This window comes from Mycolicibacter algericus DSM 45454 (assembly GCF_002086455.1).
Taxonomy (GTDB): domain Bacteria; phylum Actinomycetota; class Actinomycetes; order Mycobacteriales; family Mycobacteriaceae; genus Mycobacterium; species Mycobacterium algericum.
The window spans coordinates 132,150-156,039 of record NZ_MVHC01000005.1; the positions used below are offsets into that span (position 1 = coordinate 132,150).

At 69.0% G+C, this 23,890-nt stretch carries 25 protein-coding genes, 4 tRNA genes, 1 pseudogene and 1 riboswitch; of the genes and pseudogenes, 18 read left to right on the plus strand and 12 right to left on the minus strand.

What is annotated here, in order from left to right:
- The first annotated feature begins 4 nt into the window (after positions 1-4).
- Positions 5-919, plus strand: a complete 915-nt coding sequence (locus BST10_RS07195; RefSeq protein WP_013827691.1) for a class I SAM-dependent methyltransferase — start codon at positions 5-7, stop codon at positions 917-919.
- Positions 920-982: 63 nt separating this feature from the next.
- Here the strand turns inward: BST10_RS07195 and BST10_RS07200 are convergent.
- A tRNA-Lys gene (locus BST10_RS07200) sits at positions 983-1,055 on the minus strand.
- A 134-nt stretch (positions 1,056-1,189) separates the two neighbouring features.
- Here BST10_RS07200 and BST10_RS07205 point away from each other — a divergent pair.
- The 3 genes from BST10_RS07205 (at position 1,190) to BST10_RS07215 (ending at position 1,471) form a co-directional block, all read left to right on the plus strand.
- Positions 1,190-1,262: transfer RNA gene (locus BST10_RS07205), tRNA-Glu, on the plus strand.
- 32 nt (positions 1,263-1,294) lie between these two features.
- Positions 1,295-1,368 (plus strand) — tRNA-Asp (locus BST10_RS07210).
- A 29-nt stretch (positions 1,369-1,397) separates the two neighbouring features.
- Positions 1,398-1,471: transfer RNA gene (locus tag BST10_RS07215), tRNA-Phe, on the plus strand.
- A 26-nt stretch (positions 1,472-1,497) separates the two neighbouring features.
- Here BST10_RS07215 and BST10_RS07220 read toward each other — a convergent pair.
- Together BST10_RS07220 and BST10_RS07225 are read right to left on the minus strand one after the other, a co-directional pair.
- Positions 1,498-1,716: pseudogene (locus BST10_RS07220) on the minus strand (helix-turn-helix domain-containing protein); the annotation flags it as partial.
- A 448-nt stretch (positions 1,717-2,164) separates the two neighbouring features.
- A complete protein-coding gene (locus tag BST10_RS07225; protein ID WP_083037243.1) occupies positions 2,165-2,497 on the minus strand; it encodes a heme-binding protein in 333 nt (110 codons plus the stop codon).
- Positions 2,498-2,766: 269 nt separating this feature from the next.
- Between BST10_RS07225 and BST10_RS07230 the strand changes: the two genes are divergently transcribed.
- Together BST10_RS07230 and BST10_RS07235 are read left to right on the plus strand one after the other, a co-directional pair.
- On the plus strand, positions 2,767-3,015 hold the full coding sequence (locus BST10_RS07230) for a hypothetical protein (protein ID WP_041317142.1): 249 nt from the start codon (positions 2,767-2,769) through the stop codon (positions 3,013-3,015).
- Between the two features lie 142 nt (positions 3,016-3,157).
- Complete coding sequence (locus tag BST10_RS07235; RefSeq protein WP_133054410.1) at positions 3,158-3,955, plus strand: chymotrypsin family serine protease; 798 nt, start codon at positions 3,158-3,160, stop codon at positions 3,953-3,955.
- An 11-nt stretch (positions 3,956-3,966) separates the two neighbouring features.
- On the opposite strand, the gene BST10_RS07240 is transcribed toward BST10_RS07235, so the two are convergent.
- On the minus strand, positions 3,967-4,302 hold the full coding sequence (locus BST10_RS07240) for a DUF732 domain-containing protein (protein ID WP_242665663.1): 336 nt from the start codon (positions 4,300-4,302) through the stop codon (positions 3,967-3,969).
- Positions 4,303-4,398: 96 nt separating this feature from the next.
- Between BST10_RS07240 and BST10_RS07245 the strand changes: the two genes are divergently transcribed.
- Positions 4,399-4,842: an SRPBCC family protein gene (locus tag BST10_RS07245; protein WP_083037246.1), complete on the plus strand. Its 444-nt coding sequence runs from the start codon at positions 4,399-4,401 to the stop codon at positions 4,840-4,842.
- Positions 4,843-4,898: 56 nt separating this feature from the next.
- Positions 4,899-5,351 (plus strand): SRPBCC family protein, encoded by a 453-nt coding sequence (locus BST10_RS07250; RefSeq protein ID WP_041317152.1) that lies wholly within the window; start codon positions 4,899-4,901, stop codon positions 5,349-5,351.
- Here the strand turns inward: BST10_RS07250 and BST10_RS07255 are convergent.
- Positions 5,338-6,531 carry a pyridoxal phosphate-dependent aminotransferase gene (locus BST10_RS07255; RefSeq protein WP_083037247.1) on the minus strand — a complete coding sequence of 398 codons (1,194 nt, stop codon included), beginning with the start codon at positions 6,529-6,531 and terminating at the stop codon, positions 5,338-5,340. The genes BST10_RS07250 and BST10_RS07255 overlap by 14 nt on opposite strands.
- A 193-nt stretch (positions 6,532-6,724) precedes the next feature.
- Between BST10_RS07255 and BST10_RS07260 the strand changes: the two genes are divergently transcribed.
- From BST10_RS07260 to BST10_RS07270, 3 genes are all read left to right on the plus strand, one after another.
- Positions 6,725-7,936: an acetyl-CoA C-acetyltransferase gene (locus BST10_RS07260; RefSeq protein WP_013827726.1), complete on the plus strand. Its 1,212-nt coding sequence runs from the start codon at positions 6,725-6,727 to the stop codon at positions 7,934-7,936.
- 14 nt (positions 7,937-7,950) lie between these two features.
- Positions 7,951-10,083 (plus strand): 3-hydroxyacyl-CoA dehydrogenase NAD-binding domain-containing protein, encoded by a 2,133-nt coding sequence (locus BST10_RS07265; protein WP_083037248.1) that lies wholly within the window; start codon positions 7,951-7,953, stop codon positions 10,081-10,083.
- A gap of 127 nt (positions 10,084-10,210) precedes the next feature.
- On the plus strand, positions 10,211-10,501 hold the full coding sequence (locus tag BST10_RS07270; RefSeq protein ID WP_083037249.1) for a hypothetical protein: 291 nt from the start codon (positions 10,211-10,213) through the stop codon (positions 10,499-10,501).
- A 3-nt stretch (positions 10,502-10,504) separates the two neighbouring features.
- On the opposite strand, the gene BST10_RS07275 is transcribed toward BST10_RS07270, so the two are convergent.
- The 4 genes from BST10_RS07275 to BST10_RS07290 all read right to left on the minus strand — a co-directional run bounded on the left by BST10_RS07275 (position 10,505) and on the right by BST10_RS07290 (position 15,619).
- Complete coding sequence (locus BST10_RS07275) at positions 10,505-11,110, minus strand: class I SAM-dependent methyltransferase (RefSeq protein ID WP_083037250.1); 606 nt, start codon at positions 11,108-11,110, stop codon at positions 10,505-10,507.
- Between the two features lie 5 nt (positions 11,111-11,115).
- On the minus strand, positions 11,116-11,541 hold the full coding sequence (locus BST10_RS07280; protein ID WP_083037251.1) for a pyridoxamine 5'-phosphate oxidase family protein: 426 nt from the start codon (positions 11,539-11,541) through the stop codon (positions 11,116-11,118).
- A 56-nt stretch (positions 11,542-11,597) separates the two neighbouring features.
- Complete coding sequence (locus BST10_RS07285) at positions 11,598-13,253, minus strand: DNA repair helicase XPB (RefSeq protein WP_083037252.1); 1,656 nt, start codon at positions 13,251-13,253, stop codon at positions 11,598-11,600.
- An 80-nt stretch (positions 13,254-13,333) separates the two neighbouring features.
- Positions 13,334-15,619, minus strand: a complete 2,286-nt coding sequence (locus tag BST10_RS07290; RefSeq protein WP_083037253.1) for a helicase-associated domain-containing protein — start codon at positions 15,617-15,619, stop codon at positions 13,334-13,336.
- A gap of 54 nt (positions 15,620-15,673) precedes the next feature.
- Here BST10_RS07290 and BST10_RS07295 point away from each other — a divergent pair, with 54 nt between their 5' ends.
- From BST10_RS07295 to BST10_RS07310, 4 genes are read left to right on the plus strand one after another with little or no spacing between them, the layout of a single operon-like run.
- Positions 15,674-15,871 (plus strand): hypothetical protein, encoded by a 198-nt coding sequence (locus BST10_RS07295; protein WP_041317158.1) that lies wholly within the window; start codon positions 15,674-15,676, stop codon positions 15,869-15,871.
- Between the two features lie 11 nt (positions 15,872-15,882).
- Positions 15,883-16,356 (plus strand): cyclic pyranopterin monophosphate synthase MoaC, encoded by a 474-nt coding sequence (gene moaC, locus BST10_RS07300; RefSeq protein WP_083037254.1) that lies wholly within the window; start codon positions 15,883-15,885, stop codon positions 16,354-16,356.
- On the plus strand, positions 16,353-16,835 hold the full coding sequence (locus BST10_RS07305) for a MogA/MoaB family molybdenum cofactor biosynthesis protein (protein WP_013827735.1): 483 nt from the start codon (positions 16,353-16,355) through the stop codon (positions 16,833-16,835). Before moaC ends, BST10_RS07305 begins: the two co-directional genes overlap by 4 nt.
- Positions 16,832-17,269, plus strand: a complete 438-nt coding sequence (locus BST10_RS07310; protein ID WP_083037255.1) for a molybdenum cofactor biosynthesis protein MoaE — start codon at positions 16,832-16,834, stop codon at positions 17,267-17,269. The genes BST10_RS07305 and BST10_RS07310 overlap by 4 nt, the downstream gene beginning before the upstream one ends.
- A 60-nt stretch (positions 17,270-17,329) precedes the next feature.
- On the opposite strand, the gene BST10_RS07315 is transcribed toward BST10_RS07310, so the two are convergent.
- From BST10_RS07315 to moaA, 3 genes are all read right to left on the minus strand, one after another.
- The gene (locus BST10_RS07315) at positions 17,330-18,289 is read right to left on the minus strand and encodes a transglycosylase family protein (protein WP_083037256.1); all 960 of its coding nucleotides are present in this window, start codon (positions 18,287-18,289) and stop codon (positions 17,330-17,332) included.
- A gap of 9 nt (positions 18,290-18,298) precedes the next feature.
- A riboswitch (cyclic di-AMP (ydaO/yuaA leader) is annotated at positions 18,299-18,475 on the minus strand.
- Positions 18,476-18,747: 272 nt separating this feature from the next.
- Positions 18,748-19,026: a MoaD/ThiS family protein gene (locus BST10_RS07320; protein ID WP_083037257.1), complete on the minus strand. Its 279-nt coding sequence runs from the start codon at positions 19,024-19,026 to the stop codon at positions 18,748-18,750.
- A 4-nt stretch (positions 19,027-19,030) separates the two neighbouring features.
- Positions 19,031-20,167, minus strand: coding sequence for a GTP 3',8-cyclase MoaA (gene moaA, locus BST10_RS07325; protein WP_109559434.1), 1,137 nt, complete (start codon positions 20,165-20,167; stop codon positions 19,031-19,033).
- A 217-nt stretch (positions 20,168-20,384) separates the two neighbouring features.
- On the opposite strand from moaA, the gene BST10_RS07330 reads away from it, so the two are divergent.
- From BST10_RS07330 to BST10_RS07340, 3 genes are all read left to right on the plus strand, one after another.
- Positions 20,385-20,795, plus strand: coding sequence for a cold-shock protein (locus BST10_RS07330; protein WP_013827740.1), 411 nt, complete (start codon positions 20,385-20,387; stop codon positions 20,793-20,795).
- A gap of 96 nt (positions 20,796-20,891) precedes the next feature.
- Complete coding sequence (locus BST10_RS07335) at positions 20,892-22,832, plus strand: acyl-CoA dehydrogenase family protein (RefSeq protein ID WP_083037339.1); 1,941 nt, start codon at positions 20,892-20,894, stop codon at positions 22,830-22,832.
- Positions 22,833-22,874: 42 nt separating this feature from the next.
- On the plus strand, positions 22,875-23,876 hold the full coding sequence (locus tag BST10_RS07340) for a glutathione S-transferase family protein (RefSeq protein WP_083037340.1): 1,002 nt from the start codon (positions 22,875-22,877) through the stop codon (positions 23,874-23,876).
- The last annotated feature ends 14 nt before the right edge of the window (positions 23,877-23,890 follow it).

Here is a 23,890-nt window from a genome sequence, read left to right on the forward strand (position 1 = left end):
GGCGATGACGCGTACGGACAGTGACAGCTGGGACCTGGCCAGCAGTGTGGGGGCGACCGCGACCATGGTGGCGGCGCAGCGCGCGCTGGCCACCGCCGGGCCCGACAAGCTGATCAACGACCCGTTCGCGGCGCCGCTGGTGCGCGCCGTCGGCATCGACTTCTTCACCCGGCTGATCGACGGGGACGTCGCGCTGCCCGAAGGCGACGACTTCGACCCGGTCCGGATGGGGCACGGCATGGGGATCCGGACCCGGTTCTTCGACCAGCATTTCCTGGCAGGGACGCAGAGTGGAATCCGCCAGGCGGTCATCCTCGCCGCCGGCCTGGACTCACGTGCCTACCGGCTGGATTGGCCGGCCGGCACCGTGGTCTACGAGGTCGACCTGCCCGCGGTGATCGACTTCAAGAGCAATACCCTGGCTGAGCTGGGCGCCGAGCCGACCGCGCAGCGCCGCACCGTCGCCGTCGACCTGCGCGACGACTGGCCGGCCGCGCTCAAGGCCGCCGGGTTCGACCCGCAGGCGCCGACGGTGTGGAGCGCCGAAGGGCTGCTCGTCTACCTGCAGCCAGAGGCCCAGGACACCCTGTTCGACACCATCACCGCGCTGAGCGCGCCGGGCAGCCGGCTGGCTTGTGAGTTCATCCAGGACACCACGGTGTTCGCCGGCCCGGAATGGCGCGAGCACCGCGAGAAGCTGCAGTCCGTCGGGTGCGAGGTAGAGATCGGCGAGCTGATCTACCACGGCGAACGCAACCACGTCGTCGACTACCTGACCCAAGCCGGCTGGACGGTGTCGGGCCGCGAAGTCCGCGACCTCTACACCGAGGCCGGCCTAGAGTACGGCGATGACGCCCTGGCGGTGGCGTTCGGCGATCTGACCTACCTGAGCGCCGTGTTGCCCGGCGCGGAGGTATGAAAAGCGTCACAGCCAGTCGGGGTGGCGAGACAGCAGTACCGCCCGCCACCGGACGTTGATGGGTGCCCCCAGTAGGACTCGAACCTACGACCTGCGGATTAAAAGTCCGTAGCTCTACCAACTGAGCTATAGGGGCCGTGCCGGAACAGAATACTGCCTTGCCGACCGTTGCCGATGGGGGCCGCGTTTGAGGAAAGGACCCACCGTGCCCTAAGCTAGCGAAGCTCCCAACGTGACCACGTTGCGAGTCCCCGGAGAGATTCGGTTCTGGCCCCCTTCGTCTAGCGGCCTAGGACGCCGCCCTTTCAAGGCGGTAGCGCGGGTTCGAATCCCGTAGGGGGTACTCGTATCGCGGAGACGCGGAGCGAAGAGCAAGGCCCTGTGGCGCAGTTGGTTAGCGCGCCGCCCTGTCACGGCGGAGGTCGCGGGTTCAAGTCCCGTCAGGGTCGCTTTATACGGCGAGGCATACGTGCCTTCCGGCCAGGTAGCTCAGTTGGTACGAGCGTCCGCCTGAAAAGCGGAAGGTCGCCGGTTCGATCCCGGCCCTGGCCACTTCAGAGGCGGTTTTCGCCTCGGCGTTCAAGATCACTTGACGCGATCGCGGCATCATCGACGGTCTTGGGCCGGCCACTTCGCGGCTCATCGGCAAGCCCGGGCAGCCCCAACCCGGCGAACCGATCCCGCCACTTGATCACCGTCGGTCGCGAAACACCCACCTGCCGCGCCGCACCCGAGGTGCCGGCACCGTCGGCCACCGCCAACACGATCCGGTCAGGCTCGACATGACCGGCAGGCATCGGGTTTGGCTCCCGTCAGCTGGCCGCGGTGGCATGCATGGTGGTGGGCCTCGTATTCGACGGGTGGTTGCCGCCCGGACGGCGCGAAGTGGAGCGCATCGACGCCGCTGTCGATTTTGGAGGTGTACAGGCTGTGCGTCCCGGTCGACTTCGTCAGCGATGGCCAGGAAATCGGTGCTCAATCCGCAGCGCCATGCCGTTCAGCGACTGGCAGAGGAAGCCGAGTGTCACTCGGTGTGGAGGCCACACTGCCGACCCGTACCGAGCCTTGTGCTTTGGGATGCCGATTCCGTGAAATGCCGACTCCAGCCCGTCGCAGGCCGAGATGGCTTCGAGGGCATCGGAGTCGAACAAGCCAGGGGTAGCCGCCAAAACCGCTGTGTGACAAGAAAAAAGAGCGATCTCGGCCGGTTCCCCGCCGAGACGTACTGCGACGCCGGTGTCCCGCTTAGTCCGGTAGTTCGTCGGAGGACCAGTTGCAGCGCTTTTGCAGATCATTCCGCGGCTGCCGGATCTTCTTGAGGTCATCGTGCACCTGCGGGTGGCTGTCCATGTACGACTCCACCGACGACTGAACCTGTTCGGCCGGCATGGTTTTCAGGCTGGTGAAGAACTCGTTGACATCCGAGTGGGCGGTCAGATAGGTCTCGGTCTCCGTCGCGACGCTGGCCGAGACCCTGGCCAGATCGGCGGCCGTGCAGCCTGCGGGCGCCGCCGCCGCCGTGCCGGCCGAGCCGCACAGCATCGCTGCGGCCAAAGCGCCGGCGAAGGCGCTTCCCATGATTCGGTGAGTTCCAATTCGGTTGAAGCGCAAGATGGAGCTCCTTTGCTCTACGCTGCCGGCGTCCGACTCTGTCTGGTTTCCTGTCCCGGGATCAACGACACCGGATCATATCCGTAACAACGGACTTCGGGTTGCATAAACGGAAAAGCCACCGACAATCCGGCGTGACACGGCTATGCTGCGTGGCCATGACTGCAAACACCGAGAATCTCGGCGCGTCGCGTCCGCCGAAGGAACAGCGGTCCCGAAAATGGTGGTCTCGGAGTGTGGCCGTGCTGTCGGTGCTGGCGGCGCTCGGCGCGTTCGGAACCGTTTCGATCATCCAGTCGCCGGAGGCACAAGCGGTCATCTGCGTGGGTATCGGGCGCGTGATCGGGATCAGTGATTGCTTCGTCGGTGGCTACGCCATGCACAATCACATGCCTCCACCGAGCGACTATGCGCCGCTGCCGCAGGACTACGCGCCGGCGTCGCCGCCGCCGACGACTACCACCACACCGCCTCCGGCTCCCTGACGGAACCACCTCGGGAACCCGGCGCGGGCGATCGGGCCGACGCGGGGGCCGAACCCGGGGGCGGGGCGTCGGTCGGCGCCCCAGCCGGGTGCTCGGCCTGTCGCGGGCGGTCCGCCAGATCAGGCTCCTAGACTGGGCCACCGTGCACCGTGCCTCCCCACTGACGGCAGCGATCGTTGTGGCCGTCGCCGCCTTGATCGCGTCGATCGGAGTTCCGGTCCCAGCCGCAGCAGGGGACCAGATTCTGCTCGGCGGCGGCGCGGCGATCGTGCTCAACGACGACACGCTGTGCACCCTGGCCGCCGTTGGCCACGACAGCGCCGGCCGGCTGATCGGCTTCACCTCGGCCCACTGCGGCGGGCCCGGATCGCCGGTGGTCGCGGAAGGCGCCGAGGAGCGCGGGGTCGTCGGCACGGTCGTGGCCGCCGACGACACGCTCGTCTATGCGGTGATCGACTTCGAGCCGGCCAAGGTCAAGCCGATCGCCGACTACGAAGGCTTCGGGATCTTCGGTCTCTGGCCACCGGAGCCCGAACCCGCCGGCCCGGAACCCGCCAGCCCGGAACCCGCCGAGCCGGTACCTGCCGACCCAGCAGCCCCGGCGAGCCCGGAACCCGCCGAGCCGGCACCCGCGGGCCCGGAACCTGCCGCGCCCGAACCCGTCGCGGCCAAACAGGCCTGCAAACTCGGCCGGGGGTCCGGGCTCAATTGCTTCGACGTCGTTCCCGCCGGCCTGGATTCCGTCGGCGAAAAGTGGTGGCAACCCGGTGACGACGGCTCACCGATCACCATCGACAACCTGCTCGTCGGCATGGTCCGCGACGGATCCGTCCCGGTCGCACCGCTGGACCAGTCCGGCCCGGGGATCGTGACGTTCAGGGAGATCCTCGACGACGTCAACGCCAAGGGCGGCCCGGGTGCCGGGTTCGGCCTCGGCTAGTACTCAAACACTCAGGGCCGCAACGTCTCCGGGCAGAGCTCGGACTGCGCCGCGGCGATCTGGACGTCGGCGGCCTCGGGACTGTAATAGAACGTGTTGGTCAGCTGGCGCACCACGTCGCCCGGCGAGAGCCCGGAGCGGTAGGTGCCGGTGTGCCCGTACATCCGCAACAGGGCGCAGACGTAGTGGCCCGACGTCACCTTGACGTCATCGGCGATCGGGATCGCCACCGGCGAGGCGTTGACCTTCGCCAGATAACTGGCGTCGTCGGCGTGGGCGGCGGGCGCGCCGGCCAGCACAGCCGTGGCGGCGAACAGGGGCGCGGCGACGCGTGCGGTCACATGCATGACTTCCATCGTGCCACCGCAGCTCGGCGGACGAGACACATCCGGGTACGGCGCAAATCCCCGCGCACCACCGCGGGGCTGGCTATCGTGCCAGCCATGGCAGTCAAGGATTCCCGCGAAGTGGTCATCGAAGCCAGCCCGGAGGAGATCTTCGACGTCCTCGCCGACGTCGAGTCCGTGCCGTCCTGGTCGCCGCAGTACCAGAGCGCCGAGGTGCTCGACACCCATGACGATGGCCGGCCCCGCCGGGTGCGGATGCGGATCAAGGCGGCCGGTCTGACCGACGAGCAGGTGGTCGAATACAGCTGGACCGCCGACAGCGTCGGCTGGACGCTGGTGTCGGCCGGCCAGCTCAAGTCGCAGGACGCCAAGTACACCCTGACCCCGCAGGGTGAGGCGACCAAGGTCCGCTTCGACATGGCGGTCGACCCGTCGATCCCGATCCCGGGCTTCCTGCTCAAGAACACCCTCAAGGGCGGCATGAAGACCGCCACCGACGGCCTGCGAACGCAGGTGCTCAAGGTCAAAAAGGGTCGCTGACTTCGGTTTCACCCCAAACCCCGCTCGGCGCCGGCTACCGGGCTAGGCTCGACGTAGTGGCTGTTCGAGCATCGCGGGAAATTGTGATTGACGCGCCGCCGGAGAAGATTCTCGACGCGCTCGCCAATGTTGCCGACCTGGTGTCCTGGTCACCGGTGCACAAGCGGGTCGAGATCCTCGACACTTACGAGGACGGCCGCCCCCACCACGTGCGTGCCACCGTCAAGGTTCTGGGATTGGTGGACAAGGAGATCCTGGAATACCACTGGGGCCCGGACTGGGTGGTCTGGGACGCCAAGGCGACGACCCAGCAGCGCGCCCAGCACGTCGAGTACACCCTCACCAAGGAGGGCCCGGACACCACCCGGGTGCGCTTCGACATCACCGTCGAGCCGTCCGGGCCGATCCCGGCGTTCCTGGTCCGGCGCGCCAGCAAGCTGGTATTGGACACCGCCACCGAGGGGTTGCGGCAGCAGGTGATGGGCACCCGGGCGCCTACCGAGCCGTGACCGGCCCCTCGCGCAGCACCTCCAAACGCCGCAGCGCCTCGTCGAGGGTGTCCTCACGCTTGACAAAGGTGAACCGCACCAGGTGATTCCAAACGTCAGGCGCGGTCGCCTCGCCCGGAGGCAGGCAGAACGCCGACAGCGGGATGGCCGCAACCCCGGCCCGGTGCGGCAGGTCGGCGCAGAACGCCGTGCTGTCGTCATAACCCAGCGGACGCGGATCGGCACACAGGAAATAGGTGCCGAAACTGTCGTGCACCTCGAAGCCGACCCCTGCCAACCCGGCGGCGAGCCGGTCCCGGCGGGCCTGCATCGTTGCGCGCAGGCCCGCCACCCAAGCGTCCTCGGTGTTCAGCGCCAGCGCCACCGCCGGCTGAAACGGTGCTCCGCCGACATAGCTCAGATACTGCTTGGCGGCTCGCACCCCGGCCAGCAGTTCCGCGGGCCCGCAGGCCCAGCCGATCTTCCAGCCGGTGCAGTTGAACATCTTCGCGGCGCTGGAGATGGTGACGGTGCGCTGCGCCATCCCCTCGAAGCCGGCCAGCGGCAGATGCGCCCGCCCGGCGAAGACCAGGTGCTCGTAGACCTCGTCGGCGATGACCAGCAGATCGGCCTCCACCGCGATGCGTGCGATCGCGGCCAGCTCGGACTCGGTGAACACCGTGCCGGTCGGGTTGTGCGGTGAGTTGACGATCAGCGCCCGGGTCGCCGGGGTGACGGCCCGGCGCAACCGGTCGACGTCCAAGGCGAATCCGCGGCCGTCGGGAACCAGCGGCACACTGACCCGCCGCGCCCCGGCCATCGCGACCACCGGCGAGTAGGAGTCGTAGAAGGGCTCGACCAACAGCACCTCCGAGCCCGGCTCGACCAGACCGAACACCGCCGCCGCGATCGCCTCGGTGGCCCCGACCGTCACCAGGACTTCGGTGTCCGGGTCGTAGTCGATGCCGAAGTGCCGCTTGCGCTGGCCGGCGACGGCTTCCCGCAGGGCGGCGATGCCGGGGCCGGGCGGGTACTGGTTGGCACCGTCGGCGATCGCCGCCCGCGCGGCCTCGAGCATGGCCGGTGGCCCGTCCTCGTCGGGGAAACCCTGGCCGAGGTTGACCGCGCCGATCCGCGTGGCCAGCGCCGACATCTCGGCGAAGATCGTGGTGGCATAGGGCCGTAACCGCGACACCGTCATAACCAGCCAGCTTAGGAGCCGCGGTGTGTTCACCCGCGGTATCCGCACGTCGCCGCCGCGGTGCGCCGCCGTCGCGCACGGCCCAACCATCCGGTTGATAGGCGCCCTGTTAGGGTAGCGATCAGAGGTCTACGCTCCGAGCAGACGTAATCGAAAATCCGTGTCGAATCCCAACCGAAGAGGAATTCCAGCCATGTCCGAAGAAGCCTTCATCTATGAGGCCATTCGCACTCCGCGCGGCAAGCAGCGCAACGGGTCGCTGAACGAGATCAAGCCGGTCAGCCTGGCTGTCGGCCTGGTGAACGAACTGCGTAGCCGCTACCCCGACCTGGACGTCAACCAGATCAGCGACTCCGTGTTCGGCGTGGTGTCGCCGGTCGGCGACCAGGGTGGTTGCATCGCCCGCACCGCGATGCTGGCCGCCGGGATGCCCGAGACCACCGGTGGCGTACAGCTCAACCGGTTCTGCGCGTCGGGTCTGGAGGCGATCAACACCGCCGCCGCCAAGGTCAAGGCCGGGTTCGATGACCTGGTACTGGCCGGCGGTGTGGAGTCGATGAGCCGGGTGCCGATGGGTTCTGACGGCGGCGCCTGGGCGTCTGACCCTGACACCAACTACCAGATCGGATTCGTGCCGCAGGGCATCGGCGCCGACCTGATCGCGACCATCGAGGGCTTCTCCCGCGAGGACGTCGACCGCTACGCGGCGCGCTCCCAGGAGCTGGCGGCCGCGGCCTGGTCGGGCGGCTACTTCGCCAAGTCCGTGGTCCCGGTGCGCGACCAGAACGGCCTGGTCGTCCTCGACCATGACGAGCACATGCGGCCCGGCACCACGGTGGAGAGCCTGAGTCAGCTGAAGACCGCGTTCGACGGGGTCGGCGCCATGGGTGGCTTCGACGACGTGGCGCTGCAGAAGTACCACTTCGTCGAGAAGATCAACCACGTGCACACCGGCGGCAACAGCTCCGGAATCGTCGACGGCGCCGCCCTGGTGCTCGTCGGTTCCGAGAAGGCCGGCAAGGAGCAGGGGCTGACCCCGCGGGCGCGCATCGTGGCGGCCGCCACCAGCGGTGCCGACCCGGTCATCATGCTCACCGGCCCCACCCCGGCCACCCAGCGGGTGCTCGACCGCGCCGGGCTGACCGTCGATGACATCGACCTGTTCGAGCTCAACGAGGCGTTCGCCTCCGTGGTGCTGAAGTTCCAGAAGGACCTGAACATCCCGGATGAGAAGCTCAACGTCAACGGTGGCGCGATCGCGATGGGCCACCCGCTGGGCGCCACCGGCGCGATGATCACCGGCACCATGGTCGACGAACTGGAGCGCCGGGGTGCCCGCCGCGCTCTGATCACACTCTGCATCGGCGGTGGCATGGGCGTCGCCACCATCATCGAGCGCGTCTGAGAGGGTTTTGGAAAATGGCAGAGAACACCATTCAGTGGGACAAGGACGCTGACGGCATCGTCACGCTGACCCTGGACGACCCGACCGGGTCGGCCAACGTGATGAACGAGCACTACCGCGAGTCCATGCACAACGCCGTGGAACGTCTTGTCGCGGAGAAGGACTCGGTCACCGGTGTGGTCATCACCAGCGCGAAGAAGACCTTCTTCGCCGGTGGCGACCTCAAGGCGATGATCCACGTCGGCCCGGACGACGCCCAGGCGGTCTTCGAGCAGTGCGAGGGCATCAAGGCTGATCTGCGGGCCCTGGAGACCCTGGGCAAGCCGGTTGTCGCCGCCATCAACGGCGCCGCTCTCGGTGGCGGCCTGGAGATCGCGCTGGCCTGTCACCGGCGCATCGCCGCCGACGCCAAGGGCAGCCAGCTCGGCCTGCCCGAGGTCACCCTGGGCCTGCTGCCCGGCGGTGGCGGCGTCGCCCGCACCGTGCGCATGCTGGGCATCCAGAACGCCTTCATGAACGTGCTGGCCCAAGGCACCCGCTTCAAACCCGCCAAGGCCAAGGAGATCGGCCTGGTGGACGAGGTGCTGCCGACCGTTGAGGAGTTGGTGCCCGCCGCCAAGGCGTGGATCAAGGCCAACCCCGACGCCGGTGTGCAGCCGTGGGATGTCAAGGGCTACAAGATGCCCGGCGGCACCCCTTCGACCCCGTCGCTGGCGGCGATCCTGCCGTCGTTCCCGGCGCTGCTGCGCAAGCAACTCAAGGGTGCTCCGATGCCCGCGCCGCGGGCCATCCTGTCCGCTGCGGTCGAGGGTGCGGCGGTGGACTTCGACACCGCCAGCCGCATCGAGACCCGCTACTTCGTCTCGCTGGTCACCGGCCACGTCGCCAAGAACATGATCCAGGCGTTCTTCTTCGACCTGCAGCACATCAACGGCGGCGGCAGCCGGCCCGACGGCATCGGGCAGACCCCGATCCGCAAGATCGGTGTGCTCGGCGCCGGGATGATGGGCGCCGGCATCGCCTACGTGTCGGCCAAGGCCGGCTACGACGTGGTGCTCAAGGACGTCTCCCTGGAGGCAGCGCAGAAGGGCAAGGGCTACTCGGAGAAGCTGGAGGCCAAGGCCCTCGAGCGGGGTCGCACCACCCCAGAAAAGTCGAGCGAAGTCCTCAACCGGATCACCCCGACCGGGGATGCGGCCGACCTCAAGGGCGTCGACTTCGTGATCGAGGCGGTGTTCGAGAGCCAGGACCTCAAGCACAAGGTGTTCGCCGAGATCGAGGACATCGTCGAGCCCAACGCGCTGCTGGGATCCAACACCTCCACACTGCCGATCACCGGTCTGGCGACCGGCGTGAAGCGCCAGGAGGACTTCATCGGCATCCACTTCTTCTCGCCGGTCGACAAGATGCCGCTGGTGGAGATCATCAAGGGCGAGAAGACCTCTGACGAGGCACTGGCCCGGGTGTTCGACTACGTGCTGGCCATCAAGAAGACCCCGATCGTGGTCAACGACAGCCGCGGCTTCTACACCAGCCGTGTCATCGGCACCTTCGTTAACGAGGCGCTGATGATGCTCGGTGAGGGTGTGGAGCCGGCCAGCATCGAGCAGGCCGGTCTGCAGGCCGGCTACCCGGCAGCTCCGCTGCAGCTCTGCGATGAGCTCAACCTGGAGCTGATGCAGAAGATCGCCAACGCCACCCGCGAGGGCATCGAGGCGGCCGGCGGCACGCTCGAGAAGCAGCGCAACGAAGAGGTCGTCGACAAGATGATCGAGATCGGTCGCCCGTCGCGCTTGTCGGGTGCCGGCTTCTACGAGTACGTCGACGGCAAGCGCACCGGGCTGTGGCCGGGGCTGCGGGAGACCTTCAACTCGGGCAGCTCCACCCCGCCGCTGCAGGACATGATCGACCGGATGCTGTTCGCTGAGGCGCTGGAGACCCAGAAGTGCCTCGACGAAGGCGTGCTGACCTCGACCGCGGACGCCAACATCGGCGCGATCATGGGCATCGGGTTCCCGCCGTGGACCGGCGGCACGCACCAGTTCATCGTCGGTTACCCCGGCGGACAGGCCGGCTTCGTGGCGCGGGCCAAGGAGCTGGCCGCCCGCTACGGCGACCGGTTCAACCCACCACAGTCGCTGCTGTAATACCGGCACGAGCAGACGCGAAAGCCCCCCAAAACCGCTGTTTTGGGGGGCTTTCGCGTCTGCTCGCCATGGTTGGCCGCTGGCGGTGACCCGCCGGCGGCCTTGCGGTCCCCGTTAGGCTGCAGACGTGACTTCCCCCGAACCCTCGTGGCTCCGGGGGATTTCGCGTCTGCTGGACTACCGGCTGAGCATCACCGTCGGGAAGCTGCTGGAGACGGCGTTGTGGCTGGGCCTGGTCTACGTGATCATCGGGGTGGTGTGCCTGTTCCTGCGGCCCGACGGTGTGGAGATCCTCCAGACTCGGGCCGAGCAACAGTTCGGGATACCGCCCAACAGCGTCTACGAGCTCGCGACGGTGGCCGGAGTGTTGCTGTGGCCACTGATGATGTTGTTGCCCGCCAACCCTTGTGGCGGCTGACGGTCAGGCCCGGCGAGCCAGCAGATAGTGCCGCACCGGCTGTCCGCCGTTGGCGGGCACGTAGTGCGGCTCGTCACCGGAGCTGATCAACTCCCACTGCGGAGCGAAGAGCCGTGTGATCTCGGCCTCGTCGATACCGCGGACCCCGAACAGCGCGCCGGGGGTGAACGCGACGATCAGCAGCCGCGAGTCGGGTCCGGTCACGGCATTGACCTGCCGGGCATAGATCGCCCGGTCGTGATCGCTCATGCCGTGCAGGCAACCGCTGTCGGTCACCAGGGCGAAGTCGTCACCGAGACCGGCTGAGGCCAGTTGCGCGATGTCGGCGCAGACGAACCGCACCGACACCTTCCCGGCCTGGGCCTTGGCGTGGGCGGCGCGCAGCGCCCGCTGGGCGAAGTCGACACCGGTGACCCGCCAGCCGTTCTGCGCCAGGTAGATGGAGTTGTCCCCGGTGCCGCAGCCCAAGTCCAGCGCGGTGCCCGGCGCCAACCCCACGCCCGCGTCGAGCTCGACCAGATTGCGCAGCCCGCGGGCCAGCGCGTGGCCGTCCCACGGGGTGAAGCCCAGCCGGTACATCCCCCGAAACAGCAGTCGTCTGGCCGACATGGCGGCTAGATCGCCCCCAGATCCGCCGACACCCAGTGCTGCGGGCGCAGATAGATGACGACCTGCTCGCCCAGTTGAGCCCGTGCGAACTCAAGGAACCGCTCGGCGCGTTCGGCCGGCAGGTAGCGGTGGGCCAGCTCGACGTGCTGTTCGTCGGTGGCCGCTTCGATGCGGCTGACGGGACCGTCCACGGCGACGTAGCGCAGCGTCGGCTCGGTGCGCTCCACCATCAGCGAGAAGCACCCGGCCGCCTCGATGAGCTGCGTCTTGCGCGAGTCGGCCCCGGTCAGCACCCACGGCTCGCCGCCGGGTTCGTACTGGTACCAGATCGGCACCGTCAACGGGCCACGGTCGCTACCCGCGGTCACCGACAACGCCGCGATATGCGGCTCGGCCAGGAACCGCTCGCGTTCCTCCTTGGAAAGAGCCATGTTCCGAGGCTAACCGCAGTGCCGCGCTCAGGGCGCTCGCCGGGCGGGCGGGTCGCCTAGATTGCCGGTCCCAGCAGGTCATCGGCGTCGCGGATGATGTAGCCGTAGCCCTGCTCGGCCAGGAACCGCTGCCGGTGCGCGGCGTACTCGGCGTCCAGGCTGTCGCGGGCGACCACCGAGTAGAACACCGCGCCACCGCCGTCGGCCTTGGGACGCAGCAGCCGGCCCAGCCGCTGGGCCTCCTCCTGGCGGGACCCGAAGGTACCCGAGACCTGGACGGCTACCGAGGCCTCGGGCAGGTCGATGGAGAAATTAGCGACCTTGGACACCACCAGGGTGGAGACCTCGCCCTTGCGGAACGCGTCGAACAGCTTCTCGCGCTCGGCGGTGCGCGTCGAGCCCTGGATCACCGGGGCGTCGAGCTGCTCGCCCAGTTCTTCGAGCTGATCGAGGTAGGCGCCGATCACCAGGGTCTGCTCGCCGGGATGCTGTTTGAGGATCGAGCGCACCACCGCGATCTTGGAGTGCACCGTCGAGCACAGCTTGTAGCGTTCCTCCGGCTCGGCGATCGCGTAGGTCATCCGATCGCTCTCGGTCATGGTGACCCGCACCTCGATGCATTCGGCCGGCGCGATCCAGCCCTGGGCCTCGATGTCCTTCCAGGGTGCGTCGTAGCGCTTGGGCCCGATCAGGCTGAACACGTCACCTTCGCGGCCGTCCTCGCGGATCAGTGTGGCGGTCAGCCCCAGCCGCCGCCGCGACTGCAGGTCGGCGGTCATCCGGAACACCGGCGCCGGCAGCAGATGCACCTCGTCGTAGATGATCAGTCCCCAGTCGCGGCTGTCGAACAGCTCCAGATGCCGGTATTCGCCCTTGGTGCGCCGGGTGATCACCTGGTAGGTGGCGATGGTGACCGGCCGGATCTCCTTGCGCTCTCCGGAGTACTCGCCGATCTCCTCTTCGGTCAGCGAGGTCCGCGCGATCAGCTCGCGTTTCCACTGCCGGCCGGCGACGGTGTTGGTGACCAGGATCAGGGTGGTCGCACCCGCTTTGGCCATGGCGGCGGCGCCGACCAGCGTCTTGCCGGCGCCGCACGGCAGCACCACCACCCCCGAACCACCCGACCAGAACGAGTCGGCCGCCATCTCCTGATAGTCGCGCAGCTGCCAGCCGTCCTGACACAGCGCGATCGGATGCGCCTCGCCGTCGACGTAGCCGGCCAGATCCTCTGCGGGCCAGCCGATTTTGAGCAGCATCTGCTTGACCCGGCCGCGTTCGCTGGGATGCACCACCACGGTGTCGTCATCGATGCGGGCGCCGAGCATCGGGGCGATCTTCTTGTTGCGCAGCACCTCCTCGAGCACCGCGCGGTCCAGGCTCACCAGGGTCAGGCCGTGCACCGGACTCTTCACCAGCTGTAGCCGCCCGTAGCGGGCCATGGTGTCGACGATGTCGACCAGCAGCGGCTGCGGCACCGCGTAGCGGGAGTGGGAGACCAGCGCGTCGACCACCTGCTCGGCGTCGTGCCCGGCGGCGCGGGCGTTCCACAACGCCAGCGGGGTGATCCGGTAGGTGTGGACGTGCTCGGGGGCTCGCTCCAACTCGGCGAACGGCGCGATCGCGGCGCGGGCCGCGCCGGCCTGCTCATGATCGACCTCGAGCAGCACGGTCTTGTCGGATTGGACGATCAACGGCCCGTCAGCTCCGCTCATGGCGCTGCTCCTCCTCATCGCTCGCGCTCTGCATCGTCGGCAGCGCGCATGCGGCCATTATCCGGACGGGCCCGACAAACTCACTGCTCGGTCGAGGAGATCGACGTGATGCGGTGGATGGTGAAGTCACGCATCTGGCCGGAGGTGGAATCGAATGCCACCAGTTGACCGCCGCGGACCAGCACGGGGGAGACCTCCCGCTGGGTGGCCACCCCGGCGGCGTCGACGTAGCCGATCAGCACCGTAGAGCCCTCCGACGCGGCCCGTTTCAACATGATCATCGCGGTGACCGGCTCCAGCCGGATGTTGTCGAACGGCGCCGACGTCACCGTGCGCAGCACCCGGACCAGTGAGGTGAGGCTTTCGCTGCTGGGTCCGGCCACCGGCCGGTGGCCGCGCCGCTCGGCCGGCGTCGGCACCCGCACGCCGCGCGGCCGGATGTCGACGATCGTTCCGGTGGCGTCTTCGGCGGCCGGTGCGAAACCGGCGTCGCGCAATGCCGCCAGCACATCGGAGATCGGGGCCTGCGCCACCGCCACCGTCGGAGCCAACACCCGCAGACCGAGCGCCTCGGCGGCCGGAACCGCGGCCGCCTGGGCCAGCAGGGCCGGATCCTCGCAGCGCACGAACGACGCCGCCATCCCGATCCGCAGCTGGCCGTGCCGGCGCGCGACGTCGTCGATCAGATAGGTGAGCCCTTGCGGCACCGGCGTCTTGGAGTGTTTCTCGAAGAACGCCTGTAGCCCCGTGCCGGTCCGGCCCACATCCAGGGCAGCCCGGATGGTCTGTTCGGAGACCCGGTACACCATCGCGGCGCCGGCCGATTCGACGGTGGCGACGACGGCCAGTTCCTCGGCGAGTTCCCGTTTCAGCGGCCCGGGCACCACCACGGTCAGATCGGCCTGCACCAGAAAGTGGTCGATCGGTTCGGGCAGCGCTCGGGTCATCGCGGTGACGGCGGGCGCGGGGTCGTCGGTCGACCCCGCCAGCAGCACCCGTCCCGGAGTGCTGATCGCGCCGCGGCCCAGCACCCCCAGCGCGTGGGCCTCATCGAGCAGTTCCCCCAGCGGCCCGGGCTGCAGCCGGTTGGCCCAGCGCGGCCGGCGCCAGACCAATGCCTGCGATGCGGAGACGGCGTCGACCCCGGCACCCTCGGGCAGCTCGGCGAGCATGCCCAGCAGCAGCCGGCGATCCAGCGGGGCGGCGGTGGAGAACAGCGGCGTGGACAGTGCCGCCCGCGGCTTACCGTCCGCGCCGCGGCTGCCGATCAGGCTCGGCCGGGCCGGCAGCTCCAGCCAGGTGGCGGCCAGCAGCTGCCAGCGCTCGGCGGTCGGTTGCTCGGCGAACCGGTCGGCGAGCACCGTCGGCGCCCAGTACGGGCCGTCGGCGTCGGGCCACTCCCGCTGGTCGACCGTCGCCGGGTCGGGGTAGTCGGAGGCGATGAGCCGGGCGGTGGCCGCCAGTTCGAGCAGCAGGCCCAGCCGGGCCTCGTCGACGCCGGTCGTCTTGGCCAGTCGCTTGACCTCGCGGACGCCCAGTCCGCCGCTGCGCAACTCCGGCACCGGCATCTCACCCAGGCTGGCCAGGACGACGTCGAGCTCGCGCAGTAGGTCGATCACCGCGCCGGCAGCGGTGGCGTCGACGTCGGCCGCGGTGGTCTGCGACACCACCGGATCGGGTGCTCGCAGGGCCGCCGGGCCGGGTTGCTCGCCGCGCAGCACCTGCCCGACCAACCGCGGCAGGATCACCGTTTCGTCGTCGATGCGGCGCAGCAGGCCCGTCGCCAGCAGCCGCGGCACCGGATGCTCCGGCGGTGCACCGGGGGCGGCGTCGCGGGTGCGGCCGATCGGGGAGCCCGCCAGGAGCTTGTCCAGCAGGTCGCGTTGCGGTGCGTCGAGGGCGGCGACGGCCTCGGCGATCTGGTCGCCGCGTTGGGTGGGATCCTCCTGGGTGACCTGGCCCGGATGCCACGGCAGGCCCGCACCGGCCTCGGCGGCCACCCGCAGCGCACCGGTGGGCAGCGCGCCCCAGCACAGCGCCCGTTCGACCAGGTCGGTCAACGCCTCGTGCACCGCGTCGGCGGATGCCCGGTCGCCGATCAGCGCCAGCAGGTCGGCCACCGGCACCGCGGCCGTGTCGGCCTCCAGCACCAGCAGCGCGTCGATGAGCGCGAGCCGCAGGAAATCCAGCTCGTCGGTGGCCGCCCGCATCGACTGGCGGGCCTGCGCCCGCGCCGCCAGGGCGGCGATACTGCCCGGCGGCGGTTGGGCGAGGTCGGGCCGCAGCTCCAGTAGCCGGATCAGGCCCTCGTCGGGCAGCTCGGCTAGCCACGATCCCAGCGGCACACCCCGGGCGTGTTCGGTCATCGACGACCAGCGTAAGGCCCAACCGGTGAGCGTCGCCGATCGCGACCTGTCAGAATGGACGCCGTGGCTGCAAACCAGGACAAGAAGAATCGGTACGTCGACAACGGGTGGCCCGAGACCGACGGGGAACCCGCAGTGAGCGAGCTGCGCACCGACCGGGCCGGTGCCCTGTCGCCGTTCGGGAGCTTGGTCTTTCCGCTCCCGTCCGAGGAGCTGCCCTACCTGCATCCGGTCACCGTCGTCAACCGGTAGGCGAGGACGCCATGACCGGGCCGCTCTCACACCTCGACGAACGGGGCGCGGCCCACATGGTCGACGTCAGCGCCAAGGCGACCACCAAGCGTGTTGCGGTCGCCGGCGGCGTATTGCGGACCACCGCCGAAGTGGTGCAGCTGATCTCGGCCGGCGGGCTGCCCAAGGGTGACGCGCTGGCCACCGCCCGGGTGGCGGGAATCATGGCGGCCAAACGCACCAGCGACCTCGTCCCGCTCTGCCACCAACTGGCCCTCACCGGGGTCGACGTCGACTTCACCATCGGCGAGTCCCGGATCGACATCACCGCCGCGGTCCGCACCACCGACCGCACCGGGGTCGAGATGGAGGCGCTGACCGCGGTGAGCGTGGCGGCACTGACCCTCTACGACATGATCAAGGCCGTCGATCGTGCCGCCGTGATCGACGACATCCGGGTGCTGAGCAAAGACGGCGGCCGCACCGGCTCCTGGGAACGCGGATGAGCGCCCGGACCGCCCACGTCATCATCGCCTCCACCCGCGCCTCGGCCGGCGTGTACACCGACCGCACCGGGCCGATCATCGCCGAGTGGCTGACGCAGCGCGGCTTCGCGCCGGCGCAACCGGAGGTGGTGCCCGACGGGGATGCCGTGGGCACCGCACTGCGGGCCGCGGTGGCAGCCCCGGTCGACCTGGTCATCACCTCCGGGGGGACCGGCATCTCGCCGACCGACGACACCCCGGCGCAGACGGCGGCGCTGCTCGACTACGAGATTCCCGGCCTGGCCGATGCGATCCGCCGGTCGGGGCTGCCGAAGGTGCCGACCGCGGTATTGTCGCGCGGCGTGTGCGGGGTGGCCGGTCGGACGCTGATCGTCAATCTGCCCGGCTCTTCCGGTGGGGTGCGCGACGGGCTCGGTGTGCTCGCCGACGTGCTCGACCACGCGCTGGATCAACTCGCCGGCGGGGACCACGACCGATGACATCCACCGGCGTGCTGGTGCTGCGGGCGGCGGTCACCGAAGAGCCCATCGTGCTGAGCGAACACGAGGCCCTGGTGGGCCACCGCGCCGCCGGCGCGATCGTCGGCTTCGTCGGCATGATCCGCGACCACGACCACGGCCGGCAGGTGAGAAGGCTGGAGTATTCCGCGCACCCTACGGCGCAACAGGTGATGGCCGACGTGCTGGCCGAGGTCGCCGAACAGGCCCGCGGGATCCGCGCGGTGGCGGCCAGCCACCGGATCGGCGTGCTGCACATCGGTGACGCCGCGTTGGTCGCCGCGGTGGCCGCTGATCATCGCCGGGAGGCGTTCGAAGCCTGCGCGCGACTGGTCGACACGGTCAAGGAGCGGCTGCCGGTCTGGAAGCATCAGTTCTTCGCCGATGGCACTGAGGAATGGGTCGGTTCGGCCTGACCGCAGCCGAGACGAAAAAGCGGGGCCGGTGTCACACCGGCCCCGCTTTCTCGTTACTGCTTAGACCACGACCCGGCTGGGCTGCTGCGCGAACGCGGCCAACGCGTCGTTGCCGCTCACGTTCTCCGCCCGGATGGCCTGCCACAACTGCTGGTGGAAGCCCACGGAGACCGCTTGCTGCTTGTCGCCCTCGGGGGCCGGGACGGCCTCATCGCCCGGCGCGGGGGCTTCGGGAGCCGGGGCCTCGGGCGCGGGAGCCTCGGGAGCCGGCGGCATCCACCAGGGGGCCTCAGGAGCCGGCGGGGCGTCCTCGGCGATCGGGGCCGGAGCCTCGGGTGCGGGAGCCTCCGGGGCCGGGGCCTCGGGTGCGGGGGCCTCGGGAGCCGGCGGCAGGTCCTCGGCGATCGGTGCCGGGGCCTCGGGCGCGGGAGCCTCGGGAGCGGGGGCCTCCGGTGCGGGTGGCAGCCAACCCGCGGGAGCCACCGCAGGGGCGTCCTCGGCGGGGGGAGCCGGCTCGGGGGCCGGCGGAGCCCACCACGGTGCCGGCTCGGGGGCGGGCGGCGGAGCCATCGGGTTGTCCATGGCCACGGTCTCGCCGTTGGCGTCCGGGTGGTCGACGGGGGCATCAGCAGGCGCCGTCGGAACGTCGCGTGGAGAGGGGCCGGACAGGCCGCGACCGCAGACCGGCCAGGCGCCGCGTCCCTGGGTCGCCAGCACGTTCTCGGCGATGGCGATCTGCTGCTCGCGGCTGGCCTGGTGTGCTACCGGCGCATACTTGCCGCCGCCGTTGCTGCTCCAGGTGCTCGGCGAGAACTGCAAGCCGCCGTGGTAACCGTTGCCGGTGTTGATGCCCCAATTGTTGCCGGACTCGCATCGGGCGACGCGGTCCCATTCGTCATCGGTGGCTGCGGCCGCGTGCCCGGCGAGGGCCAGGCTGCCGCCACCGATCACGGCGCCGGTGAAGGCGATCTTGGCGATGTTGACGTTCGACTGGGTGGGCTTGCGATGCCGTCCACTCATACGGTGGTGAATTCCTCTCTGTCTACGCCTGCGAGGTCAGCGTCGGGTTCGGGCTATCGAGACCGCCCGGCCGTGACGTACCGCGGCACGTCGTGTGGCTTCACCCCAAGGGCCGGTCATGGCCCCGGTCCGCTCGCGGCGGACCCTGTGGGTCCCCCGCCTCCATCCATCAGGTATTCGTGGTTTTCCCCGCCCGCTGGATGGAGCTCGGCGCTACGAGCGGGGAAAGGCGGATCGACCGGAAGATTTTCGATACACCCGGGGATGTACCGTAACGGGTCTTACCGGCATCGTCACGTTTAGGGCTCCGGGGTGTTTTCACTGCTGGTTCTTCTCAAAACACCAGGAAGCCGCAGCGTTTACGCAGGTCAGAGCGCCCTCTATCAAGCCGTTGTCGCTCTGTTATCAATTCGTTATGTGACGTAGATCATGTTTCGGTTCGGGCGAACCCGCAGCCGTCATCCGCCCGCGAACGGGGGCAGGACGTCGATCGTCTCGCCTGGCTGCAGCGCTGCGGCATGGTCTCGCACCGCGATCCCGTCGCGTAGGTAGGAGCACCGGTCCAGCACCGTGGCCAGCCGCTCGTTGCGGCCGGCGAGGGTTTCGGTGAGTTCGGCCACGCCGCCCCCGGCGGGCACGCTGACAGTTTCGGAGTCGGTTCCCGCGGCCGCGCGCGCCGCGGCGAAGTAGCGGACCGTCACGGCGACTGCGGTGGTGTCGCTCAGCTGTTGGGTCATGAGTTCAGCCTCCTATTGCACTCATCGGCCGGTCCGGCTGGATGAAGTCCGGATCGTTGATGCCGTGGCCGGCCTTCTTGGACCACATCGCGGCACGCCACGCCTGCTCGATGGCGTCGTCGTCGGAGCCGTCCCGCAGCAGCGCCCGCAGATCGGACTCCTCGGCGGCGAACAGGCAATTGCGGATCTGGCCGTCGGCGGTGAGCCGGGTCCGGTCGCAGTCGCCGCAGAACGGCCGCGACACCGAGGCGATGATGCCGAAGGTGCCGGCCGGATTGTCCGGACCCTCATCGACCAGCCACACCTCGGCCGGCGCCGAACCGCGGGGTTTCGGATCGGGGCGCAACGCGAACTGTGCCTGCACCAGCTCCAGCAGCTGCTCGACACCGAGGCCGGCGTCGCGGCTCCAGTTGTGGTCGGCGTCCAGCGGCATCATCTCGATGACCCGCAGTTGGTAGCCGTGCTGCAGGCAGAAGCGCAGCAGGTTGACGATGTCCTCGCCGGTGATCTTGGGGTCGAGCACGGCGTTGACCTTGATCGGCGCCATGCCGGCCTGCGCGGCCGCCGCCAGGCCGTCGAGTACATCGGGCAGCCGATCCCGCCGGGTGATCTCGGCGAAGTGGGCGCGGTCGACGGTGTCCAGTGACACGTTGATCCGGTCCAGCCCGGCGGCCACCAGGGCGCCGGCCCGTCGTGCCAATCCCAGACCGTTGGTGGTCAGTGCGATCTCGGGACGCGGCTGCAGGCCGGCGGCGGCGGCGATCACCCCTTCGAGGTGGCGGGCCAGCAGCGGCTCGCCGCCGGTGAATCGGATATCGGTGATGCCCAGCCGGGTGACACCGATGCGCATCAGCCGGATCAGCTCATCGTCCTGCAGCAGGTGTTGGCTGGGAATCCAGTCCAGGCCTTCGGCCGGCATGCAGTAGGTGCAGCGCAGGTTGCACCGGTCGGTCAGGGATATCCGCAGGTCGGTGTGCACCCGGCCGAACGTGTCGACCAACGGCCCGGAGGTCGGCATCTGCTCGGCGATGGCCCGCTCCACGGCTTCGTGGAAGGCCTGCCGTGCGGCCGTCTTGTCCTCCGCACCGATAGCGTCCACCTGCGGTGGTGGGGTCTGGGGACCCCGTTGCCTCAACGTCATATGCGTATCCGATTCGGTCGGCCGGCCGGAGAGCGTCCCAATCGCGGTCAACGTTCCACGCACGTCTGCTCCAGCGGCTCCCCCAGCTTACCGAGGAAACCGGGGTGCTCCGCGGGCCGCCATCCGAGTAGGATCACCAGGTGACGCGTCCTGCGAAGGCGGGACGCTTCATTTGTGTCCTCCCAGTACGTGATCAGTAAGACAGCAGGTGAGACCAGTGCCTACCGGCAAGGTGAAGTGGTACGACGCCGCGAAGGGCTTCGGCTTCTTGTCCCAGGAGGAAGGCGAGGACGTCTATGTCCGCGCCTCGGCTCTTCCGGACGGCGTGGAGGGTCTCAAGGCGGGCCAACGGGTCGAGTTCGGCGTCGCCGCCGGCCGTCGCGGACCGCAGGCGCTGACCGTCACGCTGATCGATCCGCCGCCGAGCCTGACCCGCAACCGCCGGGAGGCGGCGCCGGCCGAGCACAAGCACAGCCCCGACGAGCTGCACGGCATGGTCGAAGACATGATCACCCTGCTCGAAGGCACGGTGCAGCCCGAACTGCGCAAGGGCAAATACCCCGATCGCAAGACAGCCCGGCAGATCTCCGAGGTGGTCAAGGCCGTGGCCCGCGAGCTCGACGCCTAGCCAAGGCCGGCACCGAGGTGTAGCGGCCGCCCTGATCGGGGAACACCGGTTGATAGTCGCTCGACGATGAGCGTCCTCAAACCGGGAGGTGCGGTGATGTCACAGCAGGTCACCGAGGAGCAAGCCAGGGCCGTCGCGGAGGAGTCCCGCGAAAGCGGTTGGGATAAACCGTCCTTCGCCAAGGGATTGTTCTTGGGTCGTTTCCCGCTTGAGCTGATTCACCCGTTTCCCCGGCCGTCGGATGACGATGCCGCGCGCACCGAGGAATTCCTGGGCAGGCTGCGGGAGTTCCTTGAAACCGTCGACGGCGCCGTCATCGAACGTGACGCCCGGATCCCGGACGAATACGTCAAAGGTCTGGCCGACCTCGGCTGTTTCGGGCTGAAGATCCCGGGCGAGTACGGCGGGCTGGGTATGTCGCAGGTCGCCTACAACCGGGCGCTGGTGATGGTGTCCAGTGTGCATCCCAGCCTGGGGGCGCTGCTGAGCGCGCATCAGTCGATCGGGGTGCCTGAACCGCTCAAGCTGGCCGGCACCGAGGAACAGCAGCAGAAGTTCCTGCCGCGGTGCGCGGCGGGGGCGATCTCGGCGTTTCTGCTCACCGAACCGGATGTGGGTTCGGATCCGGCGCGGCTGGCCTCGACGGCGACACCGATCGAGGACGGCGCCGCCTACGAACTGGAGGGCGTGAAGCTCTGGACCACCAACGGCGTCGTCGCCGACCTGTTGGTGGTGATGGCCCGCGTGCCCAAGGCCGACGGGCACCGCGGCGGGGTCAGCGCCTTCGTGGTGGAAGCCGACTCACCCGGGATCACCGTCGAACGCCGCAACGCGTTCATGGGGCTGCGCGGGATCGAGAACGGACTGACCCGGCTCCATGCGGTGCGGGTACCCGCCGAGAACCTGATCGGGCGCGAGGGCGACGGTCTGAAGATCGCCTTGACCACCCTCAACGCCGGGCGGCTGGCCATCCCCGCGATGGCGACCGGATCGGCGAAGTGGTCGCTGAAGATCGCCCGGGAGTGGTCCCGGGAGCGGGTGCAGTGGGGCAAGCCGGTCGGCGAGCACGAGGCCGTGGCCAAGAAGATCGCGTTCATCGCCGCCACCGGTTACGCGCTGGAGGCGGTGTTGGAGCTGTCGGGTCAGATGGCCGACGAAGGCCGCAATGACATCCGGATCGAGGCGGCGCTGGCCAAGCTGTGGTCCAGCGAGATGGCCTGTGTCATCGCCGACGAGTTGCTGCAGATCCGCGGCGGCCGCGGGTATGAGACCGCGGAGTCACTGGCCGCCCGCGGGGAGCGTGCGGTACCGGTGGAACAACTGGTGCGCGACCTGCGGATCAACCGCATCTTCGAAGGCTCCAGCGAAATCATGCGGCTGCTGATCGCGCGCGAGGCCGTCGACCCGCACCTGAGCGCCGCCGGGGCGCTCGCGAACCCCAAAGCCGGTCTGCGGCAAAAGGCCCAATCGGCCGCCGGAGCCAGCGGCTTCTATTCGAAGTGGTTGCCGCAGTTGGTTTTCGGCGAAGGTCAGCGTCCCACCGGCTACCGCGAGTTCGGCCGGTTGGCGGCGCATCTGCGCTTTGTCGAACGGCATTCGCGGAAGCTGGCGCGCAATACGTTCTACGGCATGGCGCGCTGGCAGGCCGGCTTGGAGAAAAAACAGGGCTTTTTGGGCCGCGTCGTCGACATCGGCGCGGAGCTGTTCGCGATGGCAGCGGTATGCGTGCACGCAGAAGCGCAACGGGCGGCTGATTCCGCCGAAGGGCAGCAGGCCTACCAGCTGGCCGACGCGTTCTGTCAGCAGTCACGGCTGCGGGTCGAGGCGCTGTTCGCCGCGCTGTGGACCAACACCGACGACACCGACGTGGCGCTGGCGCACGCGGTGCTCGAGGACCGCTGTACCTGGCTGGAAGACGGCATCCTCGACCCCTCGGAGGGCACCGGGCCGTGGATCGCCCACTGGGAGCCGGGCGCCTCGGACGAGCCCGATCTGGCCCGGCGCTTCGCGGTCGGCTCCGCTGCGCCCCGGACCTGAACTCCGCTGTGCCCACCGCCGATAAGTGCCACCATGAACGGCATGGCCGACTACGTCGCCGAGGGCGAATTCAATCGCGACACCGACTACATCACCACCCGGATCACCGCCGATGGCCGAGACGGGTATCCCGTCGAGCCGGGCCGCTACCGGCTGATCGTGGCGCGGGCCTGCCCGTGGGCCAATCGCACCATCATCGTGCGGCGACTGCTCGGGCTGGAAGACGTCATCTCCATCGGATTCTGCGGGCCCACTCACGATCAGCGCAGCTGGACGTTCGATCTTGACCCCGGCGGCGTCGACCCGGTCTTGCAGATCCCGCGGCTGGCCGATGCGTACTTCAAGCGGTTTCCGGACTACCCGAAGGGCATCACGGTGCCCGCGATCGTCGACGTGCCCACCGGAGCGGTAGTCACCAACGACTTCGCCCGGATCACGCTGGATTTCTCCACCGAGTGGTCGGCCTATCATCGCGACGGCGCCCCGCAGCTGTATCCCGAACCGCTACGCGCCGAGATCGACGAGGTGTCCAAACGGATCTACACCGAGATCAACAACGGCGTCTACCGGTGCGGCTTCGCTGGCAGCCAGGACGCCTACAGCGCCGCCTACCACCGGTTGTTCACCGCGCTGGACTGGGTCAGCGAACGACTGGCGGATCAGCGGTATCTGGTGGGCGACACCATCACCGAGGCCGACGTGCGGCTGTTCACCACCCTGGCGCGGTTCGATCCGGTCTATCACGGGCACTTCAAATGCAACCGGCAGAAGCTGTCCGAGATGCCGGTGCTGTGGGCCTACGCGCGGGACCTGTTCCAGACGCCCGGGTTCGGCGACACGGTCGACTTCGTCCAGATCAAGCGGCACTACTACATCGTGCACGCCGACATCAATCCGTCCCGGATCGTCCCCGACGGCCCGGACTTGGCGAATTGGCTCTCACCCCATGGTCGAGAAGCCCTGGGCGGCAGGCCGTTCGGGGACGGCACCGCGCCCGGTCCGGTAGCGGAGCCCGAGCGGGTGGCCGCCGGGCACGGGGTTTAGCCGGGCGCAGCGGG

Excerpts from the sequence above, each read along its gene's own strand:
- BST10_RS07195 (WP_013827691.1), top strand. The coding sequence starts at position 5 with ATGACGCGTACGGACAGTGACAGCTGGGACCTGGCCAGCAGTGTGGGG.
- BST10_RS07225 (WP_083037243.1), bottom strand. The coding sequence starts at position 2,497 with ATGGGAAGCGCCTTCGCCGGCGCTTTGGCCGCAGCGATGCTGTGCGGC.
- BST10_RS07240 (WP_242665663.1), bottom strand. The coding sequence starts at position 4,302 with ATGCATGTGACCGCACGCGTCGCCGCGCCCCTGTTCGCCGCCACGGCT.
- BST10_RS07245 (WP_083037246.1), top strand. The coding sequence starts at position 4,399 with ATGGCAGTCAAGGATTCCCGCGAAGTGGTCATCGAAGCCAGCCCGGAG.
- BST10_RS07255 (WP_083037247.1), bottom strand. The coding sequence starts at position 6,531 with ATGACGGTGTCGCGGTTACGGCCCTATGCCACCACGATCTTCGCCGAG.
- BST10_RS07260 (WP_013827726.1), top strand. The coding sequence starts at position 6,725 with ATGTCCGAAGAAGCCTTCATCTATGAGGCCATTCGCACTCCGCGCGGC.
- BST10_RS07265 (WP_083037248.1), top strand. The coding sequence starts at position 7,951 with ATGGCAGAGAACACCATTCAGTGGGACAAGGACGCTGACGGCATCGTC.
- BST10_RS07275 (WP_083037250.1), bottom strand. The coding sequence starts at position 11,110 with ATGTCGGCCAGACGACTGCTGTTTCGGGGGATGTACCGGCTGGGCTTC.
- BST10_RS07280 (WP_083037251.1), bottom strand. The coding sequence starts at position 11,541 with ATGGCTCTTTCCAAGGAGGAACGCGAGCGGTTCCTGGCCGAGCCGCAT.
- BST10_RS07285 (WP_083037252.1), bottom strand. The coding sequence starts at position 13,253 with ATGAGCGGAGCTGACGGGCCGTTGATCGTCCAATCCGACAAGACCGTG.
- BST10_RS07290 (WP_083037253.1), bottom strand. The coding sequence starts at position 15,619 with ATGACCGAACACGCCCGGGGTGTGCCGCTGGGATCGTGGCTAGCCGAG.
- BST10_RS07295 (WP_041317158.1), top strand. The coding sequence starts at position 15,674 with ATGGACGCCGTGGCTGCAAACCAGGACAAGAAGAATCGGTACGTCGAC.
- moaC (WP_083037254.1), top strand. The coding sequence starts at position 15,883 with ATGACCGGGCCGCTCTCACACCTCGACGAACGGGGCGCGGCCCACATG.
- BST10_RS07305 (WP_013827735.1), top strand. The coding sequence starts at position 16,353 with ATGAGCGCCCGGACCGCCCACGTCATCATCGCCTCCACCCGCGCCTCG.
- BST10_RS07310 (WP_083037255.1), top strand. The coding sequence starts at position 16,832 with ATGACATCCACCGGCGTGCTGGTGCTGCGGGCGGCGGTCACCGAAGAG.
- BST10_RS07315 (WP_083037256.1), bottom strand. The coding sequence starts at position 18,289 with ATGAGTGGACGGCATCGCAAGCCCACCCAGTCGAACGTCAACATCGCC.
- BST10_RS07320 (WP_083037257.1), bottom strand. The coding sequence starts at position 19,026 with ATGACCCAACAGCTGAGCGACACCACCGCAGTCGCCGTGACGGTCCGC.
- moaA (WP_109559434.1), bottom strand. The coding sequence starts at position 20,167 with ATGACGTTGAGGCAACGGGGTCCCCAGACCCCACCACCGCAGGTGGAC.
- BST10_RS07335 (WP_083037339.1), top strand. The coding sequence starts at position 20,892 with ATGTCACAGCAGGTCACCGAGGAGCAAGCCAGGGCCGTCGCGGAGGAG.
- BST10_RS07340 (WP_083037340.1), top strand. The coding sequence starts at position 22,875 with ATGGCCGACTACGTCGCCGAGGGCGAATTCAATCGCGACACCGACTAC.